Source organism: Demequina lignilytica (genome assembly GCF_030418305.1).
Classification (GTDB): domain Bacteria; phylum Actinomycetota; class Actinomycetes; order Actinomycetales; family Demequinaceae; genus Demequina; species Demequina lignilytica.
Genome location: NZ_JAUHPX010000005.1, coordinates 179,513 through 204,050 on the forward strand (window position 1 = coordinate 179,513; position 24,538 = coordinate 204,050).

General features: G+C 69.2%; 21 protein-coding genes. 1 reads left to right on the plus strand and 20 read right to left on the minus strand.

Annotated features, from left to right (window positions below; all coding sequences use genetic code 11):
- Positions 1-2: 2 nt before the first annotated feature.
- From rpsC to QQX10_RS09725, 10 genes are all read right to left on the minus strand, one after another.
- Positions 3-803 (minus strand): 30S ribosomal protein S3, encoded by an 801-nt coding sequence (rpsC, locus tag QQX10_RS09680; protein ID WP_301119592.1) that lies wholly within the window; start codon positions 801-803, stop codon positions 3-5.
- On the minus strand, positions 803-1,174 hold the full coding sequence (gene rplV, locus QQX10_RS09685) for a 50S ribosomal protein L22 (RefSeq protein WP_301144548.1): 372 nt from the start codon (positions 1,172-1,174) through the stop codon (positions 803-805). The genes rpsC and rplV overlap by 1 nt, the downstream gene beginning before the upstream one ends.
- Positions 1,175-1,206: 32 nt before the next feature.
- Positions 1,207-1,485, minus strand: coding sequence for a 30S ribosomal protein S19 (gene rpsS, locus QQX10_RS09690; protein ID WP_301119589.1), 279 nt, complete (start codon positions 1,483-1,485; stop codon positions 1,207-1,209).
- Between the two features lie 12 nt (positions 1,486-1,497).
- Positions 1,498-2,337 carry a 50S ribosomal protein L2 gene (gene rplB, locus QQX10_RS09695; RefSeq protein ID WP_301119587.1) on the minus strand — a complete coding sequence of 280 codons (840 nt, stop codon included), beginning with the start codon at positions 2,335-2,337 and terminating at the stop codon, positions 1,498-1,500.
- Positions 2,338-2,355: 18 nt separating this feature from the next.
- The gene (gene rplW, locus QQX10_RS09700) at positions 2,356-2,661 is read right to left on the minus strand and encodes a 50S ribosomal protein L23 (RefSeq protein WP_301119586.1); all 306 of its coding nucleotides are present in this window, start codon (positions 2,659-2,661) and stop codon (positions 2,356-2,358) included.
- Between the two features lies 1 nt (position 2,662).
- Positions 2,663-3,310 (minus strand): 50S ribosomal protein L4, encoded by a 648-nt coding sequence (gene rplD, locus QQX10_RS09705; RefSeq protein WP_301119584.1) that lies wholly within the window; start codon positions 3,308-3,310, stop codon positions 2,663-2,665.
- 5 nt (positions 3,311-3,315) lie between these two features.
- Positions 3,316-3,978 (minus strand): 50S ribosomal protein L3, encoded by a 663-nt coding sequence (gene rplC / locus QQX10_RS09710; protein ID WP_301119581.1) that lies wholly within the window; start codon positions 3,976-3,978, stop codon positions 3,316-3,318.
- 32 nt (positions 3,979-4,010) lie between these two features.
- Positions 4,011-4,319, minus strand: coding sequence for a 30S ribosomal protein S10 (rpsJ, locus tag QQX10_RS09715; protein ID WP_042213186.1), 309 nt, complete (start codon positions 4,317-4,319; stop codon positions 4,011-4,013).
- A gap of 209 nt (positions 4,320-4,528) precedes the next feature.
- Positions 4,529-5,902: a HupE/UreJ family protein gene (locus QQX10_RS09720; protein ID WP_301119575.1), complete on the minus strand. Its 1,374-nt coding sequence runs from the start codon at positions 5,900-5,902 to the stop codon at positions 4,529-4,531.
- Entirely contained in the window at positions 5,899-7,203 is a 1,305-nt protein-coding gene (locus QQX10_RS09725; protein WP_301119573.1) for a DUF3500 domain-containing protein, read from the minus strand. The genes QQX10_RS09720 and QQX10_RS09725 overlap by 4 nt, the downstream gene beginning before the upstream one ends.
- 200 nt (positions 7,204-7,403) lie before the next feature.
- On the opposite strand from QQX10_RS09725, the gene QQX10_RS09730 reads away from it, so the two are divergent.
- Complete coding sequence (locus QQX10_RS09730) at positions 7,404-7,958, plus strand: hypothetical protein (RefSeq protein WP_301119571.1); 555 nt, start codon at positions 7,404-7,406, stop codon at positions 7,956-7,958.
- Between the two features lie 10 nt (positions 7,959-7,968).
- Here the strand turns inward: QQX10_RS09730 and QQX10_RS09735 are convergent, their stop codons facing one another.
- From QQX10_RS09735 to rplJ, 10 genes are all read right to left on the minus strand, one after another.
- Positions 7,969-8,916 (minus strand): hypothetical protein, encoded by a 948-nt coding sequence (locus tag QQX10_RS09735; RefSeq protein ID WP_301119568.1) that lies wholly within the window; start codon positions 8,914-8,916, stop codon positions 7,969-7,971.
- A 115-nt stretch (positions 8,917-9,031) separates the two neighbouring features.
- Positions 9,032-10,222, minus strand: coding sequence for an elongation factor Tu (gene tuf, locus QQX10_RS09740; protein WP_301119566.1), 1,191 nt, complete (start codon positions 10,220-10,222; stop codon positions 9,032-9,034).
- A gap of 118 nt (positions 10,223-10,340) precedes the next feature.
- Entirely contained in the window at positions 10,341-12,455 is a 2,115-nt protein-coding gene (gene fusA / locus QQX10_RS09745) for an elongation factor G (protein WP_301119564.1), read from the minus strand.
- Positions 12,456-12,502: 47 nt separating this feature from the next.
- Positions 12,503-12,973 (minus strand): 30S ribosomal protein S7, encoded by a 471-nt coding sequence (gene rpsG, locus QQX10_RS09750; RefSeq protein WP_301119563.1) that lies wholly within the window; start codon positions 12,971-12,973, stop codon positions 12,503-12,505.
- Positions 12,973-13,350: a 30S ribosomal protein S12 gene (rpsL, locus tag QQX10_RS09755; RefSeq protein WP_301119561.1), complete on the minus strand. Its 378-nt coding sequence runs from the start codon at positions 13,348-13,350 to the stop codon at positions 12,973-12,975. Before rpsL ends, rpsG begins: the two co-directional genes overlap by 1 nt.
- A 208-nt stretch (positions 13,351-13,558) precedes the next feature.
- Positions 13,559-17,431, minus strand: a complete 3,873-nt coding sequence (locus tag QQX10_RS09760; RefSeq protein ID WP_301119559.1) for a DNA-directed RNA polymerase subunit beta' — start codon at positions 17,429-17,431, stop codon at positions 13,559-13,561.
- A gap of 72 nt (positions 17,432-17,503) precedes the next feature.
- Complete coding sequence (gene rpoB, locus QQX10_RS09765; RefSeq protein WP_301119557.1) at positions 17,504-20,974, minus strand: DNA-directed RNA polymerase subunit beta; 3,471 nt, start codon at positions 20,972-20,974, stop codon at positions 17,504-17,506.
- A 230-nt stretch (positions 20,975-21,204) separates the two neighbouring features.
- On the minus strand, positions 21,205-23,289 hold the full coding sequence (locus QQX10_RS09770; protein ID WP_301119555.1) for an acyltransferase family protein: 2,085 nt from the start codon (positions 23,287-23,289) through the stop codon (positions 21,205-21,207).
- A 133-nt stretch (positions 23,290-23,422) separates the two neighbouring features.
- The gene (gene rplL / locus QQX10_RS09775; RefSeq protein WP_301119553.1) at positions 23,423-23,809 is read right to left on the minus strand and encodes a 50S ribosomal protein L7/L12; all 387 of its coding nucleotides are present in this window, start codon (positions 23,807-23,809) and stop codon (positions 23,423-23,425) included.
- A gap of 57 nt (positions 23,810-23,866) precedes the next feature.
- Positions 23,867-24,388: a 50S ribosomal protein L10 gene (rplJ, locus tag QQX10_RS09780; RefSeq protein ID WP_301119551.1), complete on the minus strand. Its 522-nt coding sequence runs from the start codon at positions 24,386-24,388 to the stop codon at positions 23,867-23,869.
- Positions 24,389-24,538: the final 150 nt, after the last annotated feature.

The window sequence follows — 24,538 nt, forward strand, 5'->3', positions numbered from 1 at the left end:
TCTCAGCTCTCCTTACCGGCCTCGGCCGCGGGGGCCTCGGCAGCCGGGGCCTCGGCCGCGGGGGCCTCGGCCGAACGGGGGGCGGAGTCACGACGCGGGCCACGGCGGTCGCCACGACCGCGCTGCGGACGGGGGGCCTTCGCCTGCTCGGCGGCCCACTCCTTCTCCGTCATGTCGCCCTTGTAGATCCACACCTTCACGCCGATCTGGCCGAAGGTGGTGCGGGCCTCGAAGAAGCCGTAGTCGATGTTCGCGCGGAGGGTGTGCAGCGGCACGCGACCCTCGCGGTAGAACTCCGAGCGCGACATCTCCGCGCCGCCCAGACGGCCGGAGCACTGGACACGGATGCCCTTGGCGCCGGCGCGCAGCGCGGACTGGATGCCCTTGCGCATGGCACGACGGAACGAGACGCGCGAGGCGAGCTGCTCGGCGATGCCCTGAGCCACCAGCTGAGCGTCGACCTCGGCGTTCTTGACCTCGAGGATGTTCAGCTGGACCTGCTTGCCCGTGAGCTTCTCGAGGTTGGCGCGAAGCTTGTCGGCCTCGGCGCCACGACGGCCGATGACGATGCCCGGACGCGCGGTGTGCAGGTCGACGCGGACACGCTCACGCGTGCGCTCGATCTCGACCTTCGACACGCCGGCGCGCTCGAGGCCCTCCGACATCATCTTGCGGATCTTGACGTCCTCGTCCACGTAGTCGCGGTAGCGCTCGCCCTTCTTGGTCGAGTCGGCGAACCAGCGCGAACGGTGGTCGGTCGTGATGCCCAGGCGGTAGCCGTGGGGGTTGACCTTCTGACCCATTACTTGGCCCCTTCCTTGGCAGCGACCGGGGTCGCGACGACCACGGTGATGTGGCTGGAGCGCTTGAGGATGCGGTTCGCCCGACCCTGAGCGCGCGGCTGAATGCGCTTCATGGTCGGACCCTCGTCCACGAAGATCTCCTTGATGACGAGCTCGCGCTCGTCGAAGCGCTCGCCGGCCTTGTCGGCCTTCACGCGGGCGTTCGCGATCGCGGACTCGATGAGCTTGCGCACATCGGTCGCGACGGCCTGCGGCTGGAACTTCAGCGAGGCGGCGGCCTCCACGGCGTTCTGACCACGGACCAGGTTCACGACGCGGCGAGCCTTCTGGGCGGTCACGCGGATGTACCGCGTCTGCGCCTTGGCTTCCATGTTCTAACTCCTCTTACCTTCGCTCAGGCGCCTTAGCGGCGGCCCTTGCGGTCGTCCTTGACGTGGCCCTTGAACGTGCGCGTGGGGGCGAACTCGCCCAGCTTGTGGCCGACCATCGACTCGGTGACGAACACCGGGACGTGCTTGCGGCCGTCGTGCACGGCAAAGGTGTGACCCAGGAAGTCGGGGGTGATGACCGACCGACGGGACCAGGTCTTGATGACGTTCTTCGAACCGGCTTCGTTCTGGGCGTCCACCTTCTTCTGCAGGTGGTCGTCGATGAAGGGGCCCTTCTTGAGGCTACGCGGCATTTCTCAGGCTCCTTATCGCTTGTTCTTGCCGGTCTTGCGGCGACGCACGATGAGCTTGTCGCTTTCCTTGTTGGGACGGCGGGTGCGGCCCTCGGGCTTGCCCCACGGCGAGACCGGGTGGCGACCACCGGAGGTCTTGCCCTCACCACCACCGTGCGGGTGGTCGACCGGGTTCATGACGACACCACGGACGGTCGGGCGCTTGCCCTTCCAGCGCATGCGGCCGGCCTTGCCCCAGTTGATGTTCGACTGCTCGGCGTTGCCGACCTCGCCGATCGTCGCGCGGCAGCGCGCGTCGACGTTGCGGATCTCGCCGGACGGCATGCGCAGCTGGGCGTAGGGGCCGTCCTTCGCGACGAGCTGCACCGAGGCACCCGCGGAGCGGGCGATCTTGGCGCCGCCACCGGGCTTGAGCTCGATCGCGTGGATGACGGTACCGACCGGGATGTTGCGCAGCGGGAGGTTGTTGCCGGGCTTGATGTCAGCGCCGGCGCCGGCCTCCACGCGGTCGCCCTGACCGAGCTTCTCGGGGGCGATGATGTAGCGCTTCTCGCCGTCCGCGTAGTGCAGGAGCGCGATGCGGGCGGTGCGGTTGGGGTCGTACTCGATGTGCGCGACGGTCGCGGGCACGCCGTCCTTGTCGTGACGACGGAAGTCGATCACGCGGTAGGCGCGCTTGTGACCGCCACCCTGGTGACGGGTGGTGATGCGACCGGTGTTGTTGCGGCCGCCCTTCTTGTGCAGCGGGCGGACGAGCGACTTCTCGGGCTCCGAGCGGGTGACCTCGACGAAGTCGGCGACGGACGAGCCACGGCGGCCCGGCGTCGTCGGCTTGTACTTGCGAATAGCCATGAGTGCTTACCTGTCCTTCTAGCCGACCTGGCCGGAGAAGATGTCGAGGGCCTCGTCACCGGCGAGGGTGACGATGGCGCGCTTGACGTCCTTGCGCTTGCCCAGGCCGAAGCGCGTGCGGCGCGTCTTGCCCTTGCGGTTGATCGTGTTGACCGACGCGACCTTCACACCGAAGATCTGCTCGATCGCGATCTTGATCTCGGTCTTGTTCGAGCGCGGGTCCACCTCGAAGGTGTACTTGCCCTCGTCCATCAGGCCGTAGGTCTTCTCGGAGACGATCGGGCGCACGATGATGTCGCGCGGGTCCTTGTTCAGAGCGGTCACGTTACTTCTCCTCCGCCTCGGCCTCGGTCGCGACGGCCTTCACGGACTTGCCGGTGGCAGGGCCCGCGACGAACGCGTCGAACGCGCCCTTGAGGAAGACCGTGTCGTCGGCGACGAGCACGTCGTAGGTGTTGAGCTGGTCCACGAAGAGCACGTGGACGTCGGCCGCATTGCGCAGCGAGAGCGCCGTGAGCTCGTCGGAGCGCTCGATGACGACGAGCGCGGAGCGCCCGGCGGTCAGCGCGGCGAGAGCCTCGATGGCGGCCTTGGTCGACGGCGCGTCACCCTTCACGAGGGAGTCGGCGACGTGCACGCGGCCGGCGCGGGCGCGGTCGGAGAGCGCGCCACGAAGAGCGGCGGCCTTCATCTTCTTGGGGGTCCGCTGCGCGTAGTCACGCGGCTGCGGCCCGTGGACGGTGCCACCGCCGGCGAACTGCGGCGCACGGGTCGAGCCCTGACGGGCGCGGCCGGTGCCCTTCTGCTTGTAGGGCTTGCGGCCACCGCCGCGGACGTCGCCGCGGGTCTTGGTGGCGTGGGTGCCCTGACGAGCGGCGGCGAGCTGCGCGACCACGACCTGGTGGATCAGCGGCACGTTGGTGTCGACGTCGAAGATCTCCGCGGGGAGCACGACATTCTTGGTGGGAGCCATGCGGATCACGCACCCTTCACAGCGGAGCGGATGAGAACGACGCCGCCCTTGTTGCCGGGAACGGCGCCCTTGACGAGCACCAGACCCTTCTCGACGTCCACCGAGTGGACGAGGAGGTTCTGGACGGTCTTGCGGGCGTTGCCCATGCGGCCGGCCATCTTGAGGCCGCGGAAGACGCGCGAAGGCGTCGACGCGCCACCGATGGAGCCCGGCTTGCGGTGGTTGCGGTGCGCACCGTGCGAGGCGCCGACACCCTTGAAGCCGTGGCGCTTCATGACACCGGCGGTGCCCTTGCCCTTGGTGGTGCCGGTCACGTCGACGAGCTGGCCGGCCTCGAACACCTCGGCGGTGATCTCCTGGCCGAGCGCGTACTCGGACGCGTTCGCGGTGCGGACCTCGGCGACGTGGCGGCGCGGCGTGACGCCGGCGGCCTCGAAGTGGCCCTTGAGCGGGTTGGTGACGCGGCGCGGGTCGACGGTGCCGAACGCGAGCTGGATGGCCTCGTAGCCGTCCTTGTCTGCGTTGCGCACCTGGGTCACGACGTTGGTGTCGACCTGGAGGACGGTGACGGGGACGATGCGTCCCTCGGCGTCCCAGACCTGCGTCATGCCCAGCTTCGTACCGAGCAGCGCGGAGACCGCGCGCTGGGCATTGGAAGTCGTAGTCATGGTGATTCAGTCCTTATGGGCTTGAGCGGTGCTTAGAGCTTGATCTCGATGTTGACGTCCGCGGGGAGGTCGAGACGCATGAGCGAGTCGACGGCCTTGGGCGTCGGGTCCACGATGTCGATGAGGCGCTTGTGGGTGCGCATCTCGAAGTGCTCGCGGGAGTCCTTGTACTTGTGGGGAGAACGGATCACACAGAACACGTTCTTCTCGGTCGGCAGCGGGACGGGGCCCACCACGGACGCGCCAGCACGCGTGACCGTCTCGACGATCTTGCGGGCCGAGGAGTCGATGACCTCGTGGTCATAGCTCTTCAGCCGGATGCGGATCTTCTGTCCCGCCATGGCGTGGTTCTGCCTTTTCTCTCGTACAACTATGGTCATCACCCCGACCCCCGCGCTCGGGCGTGTCGCACATCCAGGACGCGCGTCCGCCACCCGATTCCTCGGTGATCCGTGGGTGAAGGTGTGGCTGCCCGCAATAGGCAACCTGAACATTGTGCCAGATCGGGGGTTCCCGTGCAACACGGTCACCCCCGACCGGCCATACGCCCTCAGCGGGCGACGACGGTCTCGGCCGTGGGTCTCGAAGCCTCACGGACCGGCGACGACGATTGTCTCACGCGGGGGCCCACCGAGACCACGGCGAGGGTCGCCAGGGCGACGGCGTAGGCCTGCCAGGGGTGGGCGATGATCGCGTCGAACGCCGCTCCCAGCACGGAGGCCTCCCCGCGCACCACGCCGACCAGCCACGCGGCGCCCGCGACGGCGCCGGCCGCCGCCGCGGCCCACCGGAGCCCCGCGAACCAGCGGCTGCGCGCGGCCCACACGAGCGCGGGCAGGAGCGCGGCGACCACCACCAGCTGAGCCAGCTCGACGCCGACGTTGAAGCCGACGATCGCGGCGACCAACCGGCCCAACGGAAGGTCGAGCGCGACCAGGGTGGTGGCGAACGCGGTGCCGTGGACGATCCCGAACAGACCGGCGGTCCACGCCTCGCCGCGGCGGAGTGCGGGCACCATGGCGTGCGCCGCGGCGGCCACCACCGACAGGGCGACCAGCGATTCGGTGACGACGGTCGGCAGGCTGATCAGCCCGAGCGACACGAGCGCGAGCGAGATCGTGTGGCCGGCCGTGAAGCTGGTCACCAGCGTCGCCGCTCGCCGGGCGGCCGCACCGGCCGTCTCCCGCAGGGTGCCCTGACGCGGGACCCACCGGCGCCCGACCGCGACGAGCGGTGCCGGGAGCAGGAGCAGGACGAGGAAGAGCACATGGTCGGGGCCGGCGGCGATGTGCGAGGCGCCGAGCCTCACGGTGGCCCACAGACCCTCGGCCCAGCCGCCGTCGTCGCGGGAGACCTGCGCCGTGGTGTGCTCCCAGTCGAGCACCGTGACCAGCTCCGGCTCCTCGTCGGTGAGGGTGCCGCCCTCCCAGTCGGAGACCAGCGACACGTACACCTCGTGGGTGGCGAGGGTGTCGATCAGCACCCCGTACTCGATCGCGACGTCGCCGTCGACGGATCCGTCCGCCGCGGTGGCGATCACCACGATGTCGGCCGTCGGGAGATCGTTCACGGTGGTCTCCGCGACCGCGGACACGGACAGGTCGAGCGCGCCGTCCGCGTCGGCCACCTCGAGCCGGTCGAGGACATAGGCGGCGAGCTCGTCGGCGCGCGCCTCGACGTCGGCGCCGTCGACGTCGAGGTCCGAGGAGGTCGCCGCGTTGTACTGGCGCACGGGCACCTGGAGCTCGAGCTCGACGCTGCCCTCGTCGATGCTGACGAGCACCGCCGTGGTCTCGGCGGGGTGAGCCTCGGCCGCGCCGGCGCCCAGGCCCACCACCGCGGCGGCCGCGAGCACCAGCGCAGCCAGGCCGCGCATCGTCCCCCGGAGGGGACGATGCGCGGCACCGGTGGTCGACGCCGTCACGACGCGTACTGCGACGCGTCGCCGTAGTCGTACAGCTTGTCGCGGTAGACCGAGTGGATGTGGAGGGCGTCGTAGACGATGCCGTTCTCCATGTCGAACTCGATCCACACCTGAGGCCCGGAGAGGCGGAGGTACGTGGAGCCGTCGTCGGTGTCGAGGGCGCCCGACCACGAGAGGTACGTCTCGCCGTACTGCGACACGTAGGTGTCGATGATCTCCTGCGCCTCGTCCTCGTCGAGGACGCCGACGTACTCGGTGATCAGCGCGGTGACGAGCTCCTGCTGCTCCTCCGTCAGGTCGGAGACCAGGATGCCCTCGTCATCGGGGTAGTCACCCGAGTCCTCACCGGGGCCCATGACCACCGCGTTGTAGACCATGGACAGCTCGGCCGCCGCGGCCTGGTCGTCCGTGAGCGACGCCATGAGCGCCTGTGCCGCCGCCTTCTTCTCACCGAGCGGCTCGGAGCTCTCGCCGTCGGTCGTGGTCCACGACTGGGGCTCGATGCCCGCGAAGTACGGCGCGATGGTCACGGTGTCGCCGGAGTACGCCGCCATGAGCGCGAGGTGATGGCCGCCGAACTGGATCTCGAAGGTCGAGTCGGCGGAGACGTCGCCGTAGAAGGCGATGAAGTAGAGGTCCGAGCCGTACTCGAGGCCGCCACCCATGTCGCCCGGGGCGGTCGCGACGTCGCCGGTCGGCATCGCGCCGTCGGTCGGGACGTCGGTCGGGGCGGTGCCGTCGCCCATGTCCGGCGGCGTGCCGCCGTCCCCCGGCCCGCCCGCCGCGGCGGCGCCGCTCGAGCTCGAGTTCAGCGCGTCGTCGGAGTCCTCGCCGTACCGGTAGGAGGTCTCGACGTTGCCCGCGAGCACGTCGTCGGCCGTCATCACCTCCTGCACCTCCTCGTAGCCCTCGTCCGAGAGCATCGCCTGGAGCAGGACGTCGAGCGCGGCGAGCTGCTCGTCGGTCATGTCGCCGCGCGCGAGACCGGGCCGGTCCACCTGCCCGTTGGGCAGGTTCGACCAGTTGGCCTTGTCCTCGAGGTCGTCGTAGGAGAGCTGCACGAGCGCGAGCTGGTCCTCGTCGAGCGTCGCGAGGAAGGCCTCGGCCGCGGCGACCACCTCGGCGGTGTTGGAGTCCTCGGAGGCCGCGGTCACCGCGGTCGAGGAGGTGGAGGCCGTCGACGTCGTCGACTCGGTGGTCGACGAGTCATCGGTGGCGCTGCAGGCGGCCAGGGTCGTCGCGAGCCCGACGGCGACGCCCAGGGCGAGCGCGCGCCGCACGGCGGGACGGATGGTGATCATGGGAGGAGTGCCTCTCGGTCGGGGACGGTGCACCCCGAAGGTAGAGGGCCGACCCTGGCAGGATGCTGGGAGCCTGCCGCGAGATGCCGGGCACTCGACGGGATCCGCCTGCGGTGGCGCACCGACCGCCGGGGTAGGGTGCCCAGGAGCGGGAGCCGCATGCCGGCCCTGCCGACAGCCGCCGACCGATCGGACCCGACATGACCCTCTCCCCCGCCGTCGATCCCGGCCCCCGCGTGTCCGCCGACGCCTGGCGCGCGTGGGCGCGTCCCGCCCTGACGATCGCGGCCGTCGCCGTGCCCGCCGGCGCGCTCGCGCTGCTGCATCCGGCCGCGTCGCTGATCGTCCTGGTGCCGGCGGCGGCGGTGGCCTGGCGGCTCCACGGCTCGGGCATGGAGCCCTGGCGGCCTCACCGTCCCGACCGGTTCCCGAACACGGCCACCGACCCGAGCCTGCGGGCGTACGCCCGGGACCTGCGCTGGCGCTGGGAGCACGGCATGGAGCTGGCGGGCCTGGCCGAGGTGGGTACGGACGGCTCCTACCGCGGTCCCGTCCTCACCTCCGTCGCGCAGCGCGACGGCGCCGTGATCGCCGCCTGCCGCGTCGACGACGAGGCCGCCGTCGCCGCGATGGCCGCGCATCGCGACGTGCTCGCCGCGGGCCTGGAGGCGGAGTCGGTGGCCGTCGATCAGACGGGACCGGGCTCCGTGGAGCTCACGATCGGGCTGCGGGAGGCCGGCGAGGGCTGGACCTGAGCCCCGCGCGTCAGTCGCGCCCGCCGCGCTCCCACCAGCGCTGAAGCGCCTCGCGGTCGACGGTCCCGTCCACCGGGAAGGCCTCCGCGAGGCCCACGGCGTCGAGGACACGGGCCGCGGCGGCCTGCTGCGAGGCGTCGATCCGCTTCATCCACGCACGCGGGTCCTTGCCCGCGTGCGCGTTCGCACCCTTGGCGTGCGACATCTTCGACGGCTTCTCCAGGTTGGTCAGGCGCGCCGGGTCGATCCCGAGCCACCGCGCGCCGCGATCCAGCTCGGACCGGTCCTCGACGGCGGCGTCGTAGGAGACGAGCGCGGAGCGGGCGCCGCCGTAGGTGCGCGCGGCCGTCAGGTTCTCGATCGCCCAGCGCGTGATGAGCGCGGTGGCGTCGTCCCCGCTCGCGAGCTCCCGCAGCGGACGGTCGCCCAGCAGCCCGTCCACCAGCTCCGGCTGCGCCATCATGTAGTGCATCCGCTCGGGGACCCAGCCGAGCACGCTCTGGCTGCTGAGCGTGGCCAGCGGATGACGGATCACGTGGACGATCCGCACATCGGGGTGACGGTGGGCGACCCACCCCGCCCACATCGGGAACCGGATCTCCTTGATCAGGCGGCCGCGGTAGCGCAGGAACGGGTTGAGCGACGCCTCCTGATCCGCCCACGGGTGGCGGTACCGGCCGACCAGCAGGTCCTCGACCGCCTCCTGGGAGGGGAGGCGCTCCGCGTCGACAGGGACGTAGCGGCCCGGGCGGAGGTCGCTGAACCGCGCGTCGAGGTCCGGCCGGACCGGCTCGAAGATGGGCCGCAGCCGGCCCGCACGCGAGTACGCCTCCAGGAGCCACGTGGTGCCCGAGCGGCCGCTGCCGCTCAGGAGGGACGCATGCGCGGTGTCGCGGTGAGGGTCCCACACGGCGACGGACCGTGCGAGCCGCTCGGCGCGGGTCAGGATGGCTGCCACGCGGCCACCGTAACAGGAGGGCGGGAGCCCTCCGACCACCCGCATCGTCCCGCCCGGGGAGCACGAAGGCCCCCCGCCATGCGGCGGGGGGCCTTCGAGCGAAGTCGCGGGGGACTTACTTGAGGATCTTGGTGACGGTGCCGGAACCCACGGTACGGCCACCCTCGCGGATCGCGAAGCCCTGACCCTCCTCGAGGGCGATCGGCTGGATGAGCTCGACCGTCATCTCGGTGGTGTCGCCCGGCATGACCATCTCGGTGCCCTCGGGCAGCGTGATGACGCCGGTCACATCCGTGGTGCGGATGTAGAACTGCGGGCGGTAGTTCGTGTAGAAGGGGTTGTGGCGGCCACCCTCGGACTTGTCGAGGATGTAGCAGCGGCCCTCGAACGAGGTGTGCGGGGTGGTGGTGCCGGGGGCGACCACGACCTGGCCGCGCTCGACGTCCTCACGCTTGGTGCCGCGGAGCAGCAGACCGCAGTTCTCGCCGGCCCACGCCTCGTCCATCGACTTGTGGAACATCTCGATGCCGGTGACGGTGGTCTTCTGCGGCTCGCGGATGCCGAGGATCTCGACCTCCGAGTTGATCTTGAGCTTGCCGCGCTCGACCTTGCCGGTGACGACGGTGCCACGACCGGTGATCGTGAAGACGTCCTCGATCGGCATCAGGAACGGCTTGTCCATGTCACGCTCGGGCTCCGGGACGTTCTCGTCCACGGCCTCCATGAGGTCCTGAACGGTCTTGACCCACTCGGCGTCGCCCTCGAGCGCCTTCAGCGCGGAGACGCGGATGACAGGCGCGTTGTCGCCGTCGAAGCCCTGCGAGGAGAGGAGCTCGCGCACCTCGACCTCGACGAGCTCGAGGATCTCCTCGTCGTCGACCATGTCCGACTTGTTCAGCGCCACGAGCAGGTAGGGGACGCCGACCTGCTTCGCGAGCAGCACGTGCTCACGGGTCTGGGCCATCGGACCGTCGGTCGCGGCGACCACCAGGATCGCGCCGTCCATCTGGGCGGCACCGGTGATCATGTTCTTGATGTAGTCGGCGTGACCCGGAGCGTCGACGTGAGCGTAGTGACGCTTCTCCGTCTGGTACTCGATGTGCGCGATGTTGATGGTGATACCGCGCTCGCGCTCCTCGGGAGCCTTGTCGATGTCCTCGAACGGCGTGAACGGGTTGAGCTCGGGGTACTGGTCGTGCAGCACCTTCGAGATGGCGGCGGTCAGCGTCGTCTTACCGTGGTCGACGTGACCGATGGTGCCGATGTTCACGTGCGGCTTGGTCCGCTCGAACTTGGCCTTAGCCATGGTGGCTTCCTCCTGAATTGGTGGTGAGACTCGGGTAGAGGATCCGACTGCTGATGGGGTCAACCATCGTGGGGCGCATCCCTACTGGTCGTATTATTTCCTACTTCAACCGGTGGGACTACTCGCCCCGGGTCTTAGCGATGATCTCCTCGGCAACGTTGCGAGGAACCTCTGCGTAGCTGTCGAAGGTCATCGAGTACACCGCGCGGCCCTGCGTCTTCGAACGCAGGTCGCCGACGTAGCCGAACATCTCCGACAGCGGGACCAGAGAGTCGATGACCTTGACACCGGCGGCGTCGGACATCTGACGGATCTGGCCACGGCGGGAGTTGAGGTCGCCGATGACGTCGCCCATGTAGTCCTCGGGCGTACGCACCTCGACGGCCATGACGGGCTCGAGCAGCACGGGCTGGGCCTTGCGCGCGGCCTCCTTGAAGGCCATCGAGCCGGCGATCTTGAACGCCATCTCCGAGGAGTCGACGTCGTGGTACTGGCCGTCGAGCAGGGTGGCCTTGATTCCCACCATGGGGTAGCCGGCGAGGATGCCGATGTTCATGGCGTCCTGGATGCCCGCGTCCACCGACGGGATGTACTCACGCGGCACGCGACCGCCGGTGACGGCGTTCGAGAACTCGTACTGGACCTCGGCGTCGGCCTCGAGAGGCGCGATCGAGATCTGGACCTTCGCGAACTGGCCGGAGCCACCGGTCTGCTTCTTGTGCGTGTAGTCGTGCTTCTCGACGGTGCCGCGGATGGTCTCGCGGTACGCGACCTGCGGCTTGCCGACGTTCGCGTCGACCTTGAACTCGCGCTTCATGCGGTCGACGATGATGTCGAGGTGCAGCTCGCCCATGCCGGAGATGACGGTCTGGCCGGTGTCCTCGTCGAGCTTGACGCGGAAGGTCGGGTCCTCCTCGGCCAGCTTCTGGATCGCGACCGACATCTTCTCCTGGTCGCCCTTGGTCTTGGGCTCGACCGCCACGTGGATCACGGGCTCGGGGAAGGTCATCGACTCGAGCACGACCGGCTTGGCCGGGTCGCACAGGGTGTCACCGGTGGTGGTGTCCTTGAGGCCGATGACGGCGTAGATGTGACCCGCGGTGACCGCGTCGACCGGGTTCTCCTTGTTGGCGTGCATCTGGAAGATCTTCCCGATGCGCTCCTTCTTGCCCTTGGTCGCGTTGATGACCTGGGCGCCGGAGTCGACGTGACCGGAGTACACGCGGATGTAGGTCAGACGGCCGAAGAACGGGTGCGTCATGATCTTGAACGCGAGCGCGGAGAAGGGCTCCTCGGCGTCGGCGTGACGCTCGATGACGACCTCCTCGTCACCCGGCTCGTGACCCTCGATCGCCGGCATGTCGAGCGGCGACGGCAGGTAGTCCACGACCGCGTCGAGCATGGGCTGCACGCCGCGGTTCTTGAACGCGGAACCGCACAGGACGGGGTAGATCTCGGAGGCGATGACCATCTTGCGGATGGCGCCCTTGATCTCGTCGACCGTCAGCTCGCCGCCCTCGAGGTACTTCTCCATGAGGTCCTCGTCGGTCTCGGCGACCGTCTCGAGGAGCTCGGCGCGGTAGGTCTCCGCCTTGTCGACGAGGTCGGCCGGGATCTCCTGGGTCTCGTACGAGGCGCCCATGGTCACGTCGCCCTTGGCGTCGCCGGGCCACACGAGGGCCTTCATCTGGACCAGGTCCACGACGCCGAGGAAGTCGGACTCCGCACCGATCGGGAGCTGGATGACCAGCGGACGGGCACCGAGGCGCGACTTGATGGTGTCGACCGTGAAGTAGAAGTCCGCGCCGAGCTTGTCCATCTTGTTGACGAAGCAGATGCGGGGGACGTTGTACTTGTCGGCCTGGCGCCACACGGTCTCCGACTGGGGCTCCACGCCCTCCTTGCCGTCGAACACCGCGACCGCGCCGTCGAGCACGCGCAGGTTGCGCTCCACCTCGACGGTGAAGTCCACGTGGCCCGGGGTGTCGATGATGTTCAGCTGGGTCTTGTCCCAGAAGCACGTCGTCGCCGCGGAGGTGATGGTGATGCCACGCTCCTGCTCCTGGGCCATCCAGTCCATCGTCGCGGCGCCGTCGTGCACCTCGCCGATCTTGTAGGTGATGCCCGTGTAGAACAGGATGCGCTCGGTGGTGGTGGTCTTGCCGGCGTCGATGTGAGCCATGATGCCGAAGTTGCGGACCTTGGTGAGGTCCGTCAGCACGTCCTGTGCCACGAGAGGTTCTCCCTAGAAATCGTCGAAGTGAGCGAACGGGGTCGCGACTACCAGCGGTAGTGCGCGAACGCCTTGTTCGACTCGGCCATCTTGTGCATGTCCTCGCGGCGCTTCACAGCGGCACCCAGGCCGTTGGAGGCGTCGAGGATCTCGTTCATGAGGCGCTCGGTCATGGTCTTCTCACGACGCTGGCGCGAGAAGTCGACCAGCCAGCGCAGCGCGAGGGTGTTCGCGCGCACCGGGCGCACGTCGACCGGCACCTGGTAGGTCGCGCCACCGACGCGGCGGCTGCGGACCTCGAGGGCGGGGCGGACGTTCTCGAGCGCGCGCTTGAGCACGACGACCGCGTCCTGGCCGGACTTCTCGGCGACGCCCTCGAGGGCGCCGTAGACGATCGCCTCGGCGGTCGACTTCTTGCCGTCGAGCAGCACCTTGTTGATGAGCTGGGTGACGACCGGGGCGCCGTAGACGGGGTCGTTGATGATGGGCCGCTTGGGGGCCGGTCCCTTGCGAGGCATTACTTCTTCTTCTCCATCTTCGCGCCGTAGCGGCTGCGAGCCTGCTGGCGGTTCTTGACACCCTGGGTGTCGAGCGAGCCGCGGATGATCTTGTAGCGGACACCCGGGAGGTCCTTCACACGACCGCCACGGACGAGCACGATCGAGTGCTCCTGGAGGTTGTGGCCCTCACCGGGGATGTACGCGGTGACCTCGATGCCGGTCGACAGGCGGACACGCGCCACCTTGCGAAGCGCCGAGTTCGGCTTCTTGGGGGTGGTGGTGTAGACGCGGGTGCACACGCCGCGACGCTGGGGGCTCGACTGAAGAGCCGGGGTCTTGGTCTTGGAGGCCTTGGGGTGACGGCCCTTCCTGACCAGCTGCTGAATCGTAGGCACTACTTCTCCGTGTCCATGTCTGTCATCGGTGATGAGAAATCGTCTTGTCGTGTCGGCCCGACCCCCGCGCCCGGGCGTGTCGTTCCATCGGGTACCGCGCCGATGGGCGCGGTTCGGGGGCCCGGCGACGCGGGCACAAGCATCTAAGATACCTGCGCGCCGCGCCGCCGTCAAAGCGGAAGGTCCCGCCCCGACCCCGTCGGTTGTGCTAGTCGCGGATGTCGAACTCCTCGAGCGGCACGGCCTCGCCGGTCCCCTCGCCGAAGAACTGGCCGTCCCACTCCTCGTACCCGAAGGTCGGGAACAGGTTGGCCTTCGCCTCCTCGGTGGGCTCGACCGTCGCCGTGCGGTACTGCGCGAGGCCGGTACCAGCGGGGATGAGCTTTCCGAGGATCACGTTCTCCTTCAGGCCGATCAGCGGGTCGGACTTGCCCGACATCGCCGCCTCGGTCAGGACCCGGGTGGTCTCCTGGAAGGAGGCCGCCGAGAGCCAGGACTCCGTGGCGAGCGAGGCCTTCGTGATGCCCATGAGCTCGGGACGCGCGGAGGCGGGCTTGCCGCCGGCGGTCACGGTCTCACGGTTGGCGTTCTCGAAGCGGCTCCGCTCGACCAGCTCGCCCGGGAGCAGGTTGGTCTCGCCGGAGTCGAGCACGGTCACGCGTCGCAGCATCTGACGCACGATGACCTCGATGTGCTTGTCGTGGATCTCCACACCCTGCGAGCGGTACACGTTCTGCACCTCGTCGACCAGGTGCTTCTGCGTGGCGCGCGGGCCGAGGATGCGGAGGACGTTCTTCGGGTCCACCGCACCGGCGACCAGCTGCTGGCCGACCTCGACGTGCTCGCCGTCCTGCACCAGCAGGCGCGAGCGCTTGGTGACGGGGTACTCGATGACCTCGTCGCCGTTGTCGGGGGTGATGACCAGGCGGCGCGTCGCCTCCGAGTCGTCGACCTTGAGCGTGCCGGCGACCTCGGAGATCGGGGCCTCACCCTTGGGGGTGCGGGCCTCGAAGAGCTCCTGGACACGCGGCAGACCCTGCGTGATGTCGTCCGCCGAGGCCACACCACCGGTGTGGAACGTACGCATCGTCAGCTGGGTGCCCGGCTCACCGATCGACTGGGCGGCGATGATGCCGACCGCCTCGCCGATGTCGACGAGCTCGCGGGTCGCGAGCGAACGGCCGTAGCACTTCGCGCACGTGCCCACGACGGACTCGCAGGTCAGGACCGAGCGGACCTTGACGTCCGTGACGCCGTGACCGATCAGCGTGTCGATCTGCAGGTCGCCCACGTCCGAGCCAGCCTTCGCCACGACCTCGCCGGCCGTGTCGAGGACGTCGGTCGCCAGCGTGCGCGCGAAGACGGAGGTCGCGACGCGCTCGTGCTGGACCTTGTCGCCGCCCGCGGTGAGCTCCACGATCGGCATGCTCAGGCCGCGCTCGGTGCCGCAGTCCTCCTCGCGCACGATCACGTCCTGCGAGACGTCGACCAGACGACGCGTGAGGTAGCCCGAGTCCGCGGTACGCAGCGCCGTGTCCGCGAGGCCCTTGCGGGCACCGTGGGTGGCGATGAAGTACTCGAGGACGGACAGGCCCTCGCGGTAGTTCGACTTGATCGGACGCGGGATGATCTCACCCTTCGGGTTGGCCACCAGGCCGCGCATACCCGCGATCTGACGGACCTGCATCCAGTTGCCTCGCGCACCGGAGCCGACCATGGTGTGGACGGTGTTGTGCTCGGGGAACGACTCGCGCATCGCCTTGTCGACCTCGTTGGTCGCCTGGGTCCAGATCTCGATGAGCTCCTGACGGCGCTCGTCGTCGGTGATCAGACCGGTGTCGAACTGGTCCTGGACCTTGGCCGCCTGGGCCTCGTAGCGCTCGAGGATCTCCTGCTTGTTCGCGGGGGTCGCGACGTCGCCGATGGCGATGGTCACGCCGGAGCGCGTCGCCCAGTGGAAGCCCGCCGCCTTGAGGGCGTCGAGCGAGGCGGCGACCTCGACCTTCTCGTACCGCTCGGCGAGGGTGTTGACGATGTCGCCGAGCACCTTCTTGTCGACGTTGCGGTTGACGTAGGGGTACGAGACCGGGAGCAGGTCGTTGAAGAGCGACCGGCCGAGCGTCGTGGTGAGCATGAAGGGCTCGCCCTCGACGTGGCCCTCGGGCAGCTCGTGGTCGACCGGCGGCACGGTGTCGCCGTCGACGCGGAGCTGGATCTCCGAGTTGAGCGAGATGGTGCCCGCATCGAGCGCCATGATCGCCTCGGACTGCGTGCCGAAGGCGAGGCCCTCGCCCGGCTGGCCGGACTTGAGCAGCGACAGGTGGTAGAGGCCGATGATCATGTCCTGCGAGGGCATGGTCACGGGGCGGCCGTCGGACGGCTTGAGGATGTTGTTCGAGGACAGCATCAGGATGCGGGCCTCGGCCTGGGCCTCCGCCGAGAGCGGCAGGTGCACGGCCATCTGGTCGCCGTCGAAGTCCGCGTTGAACGCGCCGCAGACGAGCGGGTGCAGGTGGATGGCCTTGCCCTCCACCAGCTGGGGCTCGAACGCCTGGATGCCCAGGCGGTGCAGCGTCGGCGCGCGGTTGAGCAGCACCGGGTGCTCGCGGATGACCTCCTCGAGCACGTCCCACACCTCGGGACGGCTGCGCTCCACCATGCGCTTGGCGGACTTGATGTTCTGCGCGTGGTTGAGCTCGACCAGGCGCTTCATGACGAACGGCTTGAAGAGCTCGAGCGCCATCTGCTTGGGCAGACCGCACTGGTGCAGCTTCAGGGTCGGGCCGACCACGATGACCGAACGGCCCGAGTAGTCGACGCGCTTGCCGAGCAGGTTCTGGCGGAAGCGGCCCTGCTTGCCCTTGAGCATGTCCGAGATGGACTTGAGGGGGCGGTTGCCGGGGCCCGTGACGGGGCGACCGCGGCGGCCGTTGTCGAACAGCGAGTCGACGGCCTCCTGCAGCATGCGCTTCTCGTTGTTCACGATGATCTCGGGCGCACCGAGGTCGAGCAGGCGCTTGAGGCGGTTGTTGCGGTTGATGACGCGGCGGTACAGGTCGTTCAGGTCGGACGTCGCGAAGCGGCCACCGTCGAGCTGGACCATCGGGCGCAGATCCGGCGGGATCACCGGCACGCAGTCGAGCACCATGCCCTCGGGCGAGTTGGTGGTCGTCAGGAACGCGTTGACCACCTTGAGGCGCTTGAGGGCGCGGGTCTTGCGCTGGCCCTTGCCGTTCGCGATGATCTCGCGGAGCTTCTCGGCCTCGGCGTCCAGGTCGAAGGTCTGGAGGCGCTTCTGGATGGCCTCGGCACCCATCGAGCCCTTGAAGTACGAGCCGAAGCGGCGCGACATCTCGCGGTACAGCAGCTCGTCGCCCTCGAGGTCCTGGACCTTGAGGTTCGCGAAGCGGTCGAACACCGCGTCGAGACGCTCGATCTCGGCGTCGGCGCGCTTGCGCACGTTCGCCATCTCGCGCTCCGCGCCGTCCTTGACCTTGCGCTTCACGTCGGCCTTGGCACCCTCGGCCTCGAGCTCGGCGATGTCCTTCTCGAGCTTCTCGGCACGGGCGTTGATCTGGACGTCGCGGTCGTTCGCGATCGCCTTCTTCTCCTTCTCCAGCTCGTTGCGGAGCTGCGGAAGGTCCTCGTGACGGCCGTCCTCGTCCACCTCGGTGACCATGTAGGCCGCGAAGTAGATGACCTTCTCCAGGTCCTTCGGGGCCAGGTCGAGCAGGTAGCCGAGGCGCGACGGGACGCCCTTGAAGTACCAGATGTGGGTCACCGGAGCGGCGAGCTCGATGTGGCCCATGCGCTCGCGGCGCACCTTGGAGCGGGTCACCTCGACACCGCAGCGCTCGCAGACGATGCCGCGGTAGCGCACGCGCTTGTACTTGCCGCAGCCGCACTCCCAGTCGCGGGTGGGGCCGAAGATCTTCTCGCAGAACAGGCCGTCCTTCTCCGGCTTGAGCGTGCGGTAGTTGATCGTCTCGGGCTTCTTCACCTCACCGTGCGACCACGTGCGGATGTCCTCCGCCGTGGCCAGGCCGATGCGCAGATCGCCGAACTCGTTCACGTCGAGCAAGGTTCTACTTCCTTACCGCCGGCCCAGGGCCGGCACCGAAAAATTCTTGTGGTGGAAAGAGCTCGAGGCTCGTCAGATCTCGTCGACGCTCGAGGCATCGGGACGGCTGGACAGCGAGATGCCCAGCGACTCGGCCGCCTGGTAGGCGTCGTCGTCGGTCTCGCGCATCTCGATGACGTGGCCCTCGGTGTTGAGGACCTCGACGTTGAGGCAGAGCGACTGCATCTCCTTCATCAGGACGCGGAACGACTCGGGAAGACCCGGCTCCGGGATGTTCTGACCCTTGACGATGGCCTCGTAGACCTTCACACGACCGGTGACGTCGTCGGACTTGATGGTCAGCAGCTCCTGCAGGGCGTAGGCGGCGCCGTAGGCCTCGAGGGCCCACACCTCCATCTCGCCGAAGCGCTGGCCGCCGAACTGGGCCTTACCGCCCAGCGGCTGCTGCGTGATCATCGAGTACGGACCCGTGGAGCGCGCGTGGATCTTGTCGTCGACCAGGTGGTGGAGCTTCAGGATGTACTTGTAGCCCACCGCGATCGGCTCGGGGAACGGCTCGCCGGTACGACCGTCGAACAGCGTCGCCTTGCCCTCCTGGTCCACGAGGCGCACGCCGTCGCGGTTCGGGTTGACGTGGCCGCGCAGGCCGCCGAGGACGTCCTCGCGCAGACCGTCGAACACCGGGGTCGCGACCGGGCGGCCCGGCTCCGACACCACGGCGTCCTCGGGCAGGTGCGCGGTCCACGGACCGTCGGCGTCCGTCGCGTCCCAGCCGTTCTTGGCCAGCCAGCCGGTGTGGGTCTCGAGGACCTGACCGACGTTCATACGACCGGGCACGCCCAGCGGGTTGAGGATGACGTCGACCGGCGTGCCGTCCGCGAGGAACGGCATGTCCTCCACGGGCAGGATCGTCGAGATGACGCCCTTGTTGCCGTGGCGGCCGGCGAGCTTGTCGCCCTCCTGGATCTTGCGGCGCTGCGCGATGTACACGCGGACCAGCTGGTTGACGCCGGCCGGGAGGTCGTCGCCGTCCTCCTCGGTGAACACGCGCACGCCGATGACCGTGCCGGACTCGCCGTGGGGCACCTTCAGCGAGGTGTCGCGGACCTCGCGCGCCTTCTCACCGAAGATCGCGCGGAGCAGGCGCTCCTCGGGGGTCAGCTCGGTCTCACCCTTCGGGGTGACCTTGCCGACCAGGATGTCACCGGCGCGCACCTCGGCACCGATGCGGACGATGCCGCGCTCGTCGAGGTCCGCGAGCGCCTCCTCGGAGGCGTTCGGGATGTCGCGGGTGATCTCCTCCGGGCCCAGCTTGGTGTCACGGGCGTCGACCTCGTGCTCCTCGATGTGGATCGAGGACAGGACGTCGTCCTGCACGAGGCGCTGCGACAGGATGATCGCGTCCTCGTAGTTGTGGCCCTCCCAGCACATGAAGGCGACCAGCAGGTTCTTGCCGAGCGCCAGGTCGCCCTGGTCCGTGGCGGGGCCGTCCGCGAGCACGGAGCCCGGGACCACCGAGTCGCCCTCGTCGACGACGACGCGCTGGTTGTACGAGGTGCCCTGGTTCGAGCGCTCGAACTTCGCGATGCGGTAGGAGCCGGTGGTGCCGTCGTCGTTGGCGACGGTGACCAGGTCCGAGCTGACCTCGGTGACCACGCCGGCCTTGCCGGCGACCACCACGTCACCGGCGTCGATCGCCGCGCGGCGCTCCATGCCGGTGCCGACCAGCGGCGCCTCCGAGCGGACCAGCGGCACCGCCTGGCGCTGCATGTTCGCACCCATGAGCGCGCGGTTCGCGTCGTCGTGCTCGAGGAACGGGATCAGGGCGGTCGCGACCGACACCATCTGGCGCGGCGAGACGTCCATGTAGTCCACGGCCTCGGCGGGGACGAACTCGACCTCGCCGCCCTTCGAGCGGACCAGCACGCGCTCGTCGGCGAAGCGGCCCTTGGCGTCGAGCACCGCGTTCGCCTGCGCGATGACGAAGTGGTCCTCGTCGTCCGCGGTCAGGTAGTCGACCTGGTCGGTGACGACACCCTTGACCACCTTGCGGTAGGGGGTCTCGACGAAGCCGAGCGGGTTGATGCGGCCGAACGAGGCGAGCGAGCCGATCAGACCGATGTTCGGACCCTCAGGAGTCTCGATCGGGCACATGCGGCCGTAGTGCGAGGTGTGGACGTCGCGGACCTCCATGCCCGCGCGGTCACGGGAGAGACCGCCGGGGCCGAGCGCCGAGAGACGGCGCTTGTGGGTCAGGCCGGCGAGCGGGTTGTTCTGGTCCATGAACTGCGACAGCTGCGACGTGCCGAAGAACTCGCGGATCGCGGCGACCACGGGGCGCGTGTTGATCAGGGTCTGCGGCGTGATCGCCTCGACGTCCTGGGTGGTCATGCGCTCGCGCACGACGCGCTCCATGCGGGACAGGCCCGTGCGGATCTGGTTCTGGATCAGCTCGCCCACCGCGCGGATGCGACGGTTGCCGAAGTGGTCGATGTCGTCGGTCTCGACGCGGACGTCGCCGTCGGCGCCGTCGATCGTCTCGTGACCGGCGTGCGCGGCGGCGATGTACTTGATGGTCGCGACGATGTCGTCGAGACCCAGCACCGAGTCGCCCAGCGCCTTGCCCAGGCCCAGCTTCTTGTTGAGCTTGAAGCGGCCCACCTTGGCGAGGTCGTAGCGCTTGGGGTTGAAGTAGAAGTTGTCGAGCAGGTTCTGGCCGGCCTCGACGGTCGGCGGCTCGCCCGGACGCAGCTTGCGGTACAGGTCGACGAGCGCCTCCTCGTGACCGTGGACGGTGTCCTTCGCCAGCGTCTCGAGGACGGCCGGGAAGTCGGCGAACTCCTCGGCGATCTGGTCGTCGGTCATGCCGAGCGCCTTGAGGAACAGGGTGACGGGCTGCTTGCGCTTGCGGTCGACGCGCACGCCGACGGCGTCACGCTTGTCGATCTCGAACTCGAGCCAGGCGCCGCGCGAGGGGATGACCTTCGCGGTGAAGATGTCCTTGTCGGACGTCTTGTCGGGGGTGCGCTCGAAGTAGACGCCGGGCGAACGGACCAGCTGCGAGACGACCACGCGCTCGGTGCCGTTGACGATGAACGTTCCGCGGTCGGTCATGAGCGGGAAGTCGCCCATGAACACGGTCTGCGACTTGATCTCGCCCGTCGTGTTGTTCATGAACTCCGCGGTGACGAACAGCTGCGCGGCGAAGGTGAAGTCCTTCTCCTTGCACTCCTCGGGGGTGTACCGCGGCTCCTCGAAGTACGGGTCCGAGAAGGACAGCGACATGGTCTGGCCGAAGTCCTCGATGGGCGAGATCTCCTCGAAGATCTCCTCGAGGCCGGCGACCTCCGGGACGTCGTTGCGTCCCGCCTCCTTCGCGGCGTCGACGCGTGCCTTCCACGCCTCGTTGCCCAGGAGCCAGTCGAAGCTCTCGGTCTGCAGACCGATGAGGTTCGGAACCTCGAGAGGCTCGGAGATCTGGGCGAAGGAGATGCGGCGCGATGCGGAGCGGTTGGAGATGGAATCGGTGCGCGAGGCAGCCAAGGGTGGTCCCTTCCCTTTATGATCGTGAGTCACCACGATGTCCAGCCGCGGCTCCACCGGATCCCGGTGCTGAACCCGCTACGAGCGGGGCACGCCAGGTAGGCATATGAGGGCAGGGCAATAGACAGCGCAAGTCGCTAGACTACCGCCGGCGCGCGCGATTGTCCAGTCCGTACGTCCCGATGCCAGCCGACACGCCGACGGAGACAGAAGCGTGACGCTCGACCCCGTCAGGAGCCGAGCGCGGCCTCGATCTCGTCGGCGAGCCGCGGCGCGAGCGTGCGGGCGAAGGTCGCGGTCAGGTGGTGACCGTCGGGCCGGTACGCGACCACGGAGCCGATCACGGCGTCGCAGGTGCCGTCCGCGCAGTACACGTCGGACATGTCGATCAGCGAGGCGCGGTCGTCGCGCATCGCCGCGATGCCCTGCGGGTCGACGCGCAGCGCCGAGTCCTGCGGCCAGCCGCACGCGTCGGCCCCCGCGGGCCCCTCCTGCTCGAGGCACGCGACGAACTCGTCGGGCAGCCGCGGGTTGTCGCGCACGGCCAGGATCGGCACGCCGGCCGGCACCACCGACCACGCGTCGACCAGGCCGTCGGCCGACCGCTCCAGCTCCGCCTCGTCGAGGATCCGGACCTGCTGCGTCACGATCACGCCGTCGTACGCGTCCGCCGTCGCCGCGAGGTCGCGCACGTCCGCTCGCCATGCGTCGCAGGCCTCCCGCACCTGGGCGTCCGCCGTGTGGGCGGGCTCCGTGGTGAACGGGCACGCGGCATGGCCAGCGAGGTCGAACGCCCAGCCGCGGTCGGAGCCCGCCTGATCGAAGGCCGGGATCAGCGCGTTCGCGTGCGAGTCCCCGAGCACCAGGAAGCGCTTGGTGGGCGCGTCGGTCTCGCCGAGCGCGCACACGTCGAGCCGTCGTCCGGTGAGGCCGGTCCAGCACTCGTCGCGATTCTCGTCGTCGTCCTCGAGGTCGGCGAGCGGAGGGATGAAGTGCGCAGGCTCGGTCTCGACCTCGCCGCCGTCGGCGGCCGGTTCCGGATCCGCGCAGCCCTCGGCCGCGTCCTCCGCGGCCGCGCCGACGCAGTCCCCGAGCTGCGCCTCGAGCGAGGCGGCGAGCTCGCGCTCACGCTCGGCCCGGTGCTCGGTGGCCACGGTGCCGGCGACCACGGCGCCCAGCACCACGGCCATCCCCGCGGCCGACCAGGCCGCGACCACCCACGGCGCCCTGCCGCCGAGCAGCCGTGGGGAGAACCGCACCGGGTCCTCCACGAGCGAGGTGCTCGCCGCGGCGAGCAGCAACGTGGCGATGCCGATGCCGAGCTTCTCGACCAGACCCAGCTCGCGGCCGAGGGCGAACGGCACGAGCACGATCAACGGCCAGTGCCACAGGTAGATCGCGTAGGAGGTGCGCCCGACGTGCGCGACCGGTCGCCACGCCCCCACACGTGACAGCAACGTTCGGTCTCCCCAGGCCAGCACCAGCGCCGTGCCGACGACCGGGATGGCGGCCTGCCAGCCGGGGAAGGGGGTCGCATCGTTCATCACGACGGCGGCGCCGAGCATCAGCGCCAGACCCGCCAGGACCGCCCCGCCATGCGACCGGGACCGCTGCAGCGCCACCGCCACCGCGGCGCCGAGGACGAACTCCCACAGCCGGGTGAACGTCGAGAAGTAGGCGCCGGCGGACCATGCGGTGAGCCACCAGCTGTAGGCGAAGGACCCGGCGCCGACCACGGCGACCACGCCGACGACCACGCCGCGGCGCGGCAACGACAGCCGCGCCGCCGCCCACAGCGCAGCGACCAGCAGCACCGGCAGGAGCACGTAGAACTGCTCCTCGACGGACAGCGACCAGTAGTGCTGGACGGGAGAGGCGGCGTGCCCGATCGCCTGGTAGTCGACGGCGGCGATCGCGAGGAACCAGTTCTCCGCGTACAGGGTGGCCGCCGCCACCTCGGCCAGGAATCCGCGGACCTCGGTGACCGGCGCGAGGAGCCAGGACGCCACCGCGGTCGCCAGCAGCACCAGCAGGGCCGAGGGCAGCAGCCGCCGTGCGCGCCGAGCCCAGAAGCGGCCGAGCCGGATCCGCCCAGTCGCGGCGGCCTCGCGCCAGAGGTGCGACGTGATCAGGAAGCCGCTGATGACGAAGAAGACGTCGACGCCGATGTAGCCGCCGGTCAGCCGGTGCGGCCACAGGTGGTAGACCACCACCAGCCCGACCGCGATGGCCCTGAGCGCCTGGATGTCCGGCCTGAAGTCGGCGGCCTCCCGGCTCCCGGTCCGCGCGGGCGCGGACTGCTCTTCGATCGTCACCGAGGCATGGTAGCCCGGCCCTCCCGGTCCCCCGCGCATCGTCCGCCGGGACAGCAGAACGGGGCCGGGTCCATGCGGACCCGACCCCGTTCCTCAGGCGGCTTCGTCGCGCTGAGCGCGACGCCGCGCGAGCTTACTTGAGCTCGACGGTGGCGCCGGCGGCCTCGAGCTGAGCCTTGGCCTTCTCGGCGTCGTCCTTCTTGGCGCCCTCGAGGACGGCCTTGGGGGCCTCGTCGACCAGAGCCTTGGCCTCGCCGAGGCCGAGCGACGTGAGCGCGCGCACCTCCTTGATGACCTGGATCTTCTTGTCGCCGACGGCGGTGAGGATGACGTCGAACTCGTCCTTCTCCTCGACCTCGGCAGCGGCCTCGCCAGCGGCGGGGGCGGCGACGGCGACGGCGGCCGGGGCGGCAGCGGTGACCTCGAAGGTCTCCTCGAACGCCTTGACGAACTCCGACAGCTCGATGAGGGAGAGCTGCTTGAACTGCTCGATGAGCTCCTCGGTGGTGAGCTTAGCCATGATGACTTCCTTCTCTCTTGCCTGCGTGAAGCAGAATTACTAGGTGGGGTGCGGCAGCTACGCCGCGTCTTCCTGCTTCGCACGCAGGGCGTCGACGGCACGCGCGGCCTGAGCCAGCGGCGCCTGGAACAGGTATGCAGCACCAAAGAGCGACGCCTTCATGGCGCCGGCAGCCTTGGCGAGCAGAACCTCGCGGGACTCGAGGTCGGCCAGCTTCTTGACCTCATCAGCAGAGATCACCTTGCCCTCGAGAACGCCGCCCTTGATGACGAGCTTGTCGTTCTCCTTGGCAAAAGCCTTGAGACCCTTCGCAGCCTCCACCGGGTCACCGGTGACGAATGCGATGGCCGTGGGACCGGTCAGAAGGTCGTCAAGACCCTCGACACCGGCCTCCTTGGCCGCGAGCGCCGTCAGAGTGTTCTTCGCGACCTTGTAGGTCGCGGCGCCGCGGATCTCACCGCGCAGCTTCGCGAGCTGCGGGACGGAGAGGCCGCGGTACTCGGTGATCAGCACGGCTGCCGAGTTGCGGAAGTCCTCCGCGAGCTCGGCAACAGCGTTCACCTTGTCTGGCGTCGCCATGTTTATCCTTCCTTCGGATGACCGCCGCGCCTGCCCCGGGAACGAGAAAGGCCCCGCGCAGGCGGGGCCGGAGGTCCTGGTCCGCGGAACAGAAAGGGCGACCCGAAGGTCGCCCAGACGTCCGCGCACGAGGCGCTGTCAGCATCACCT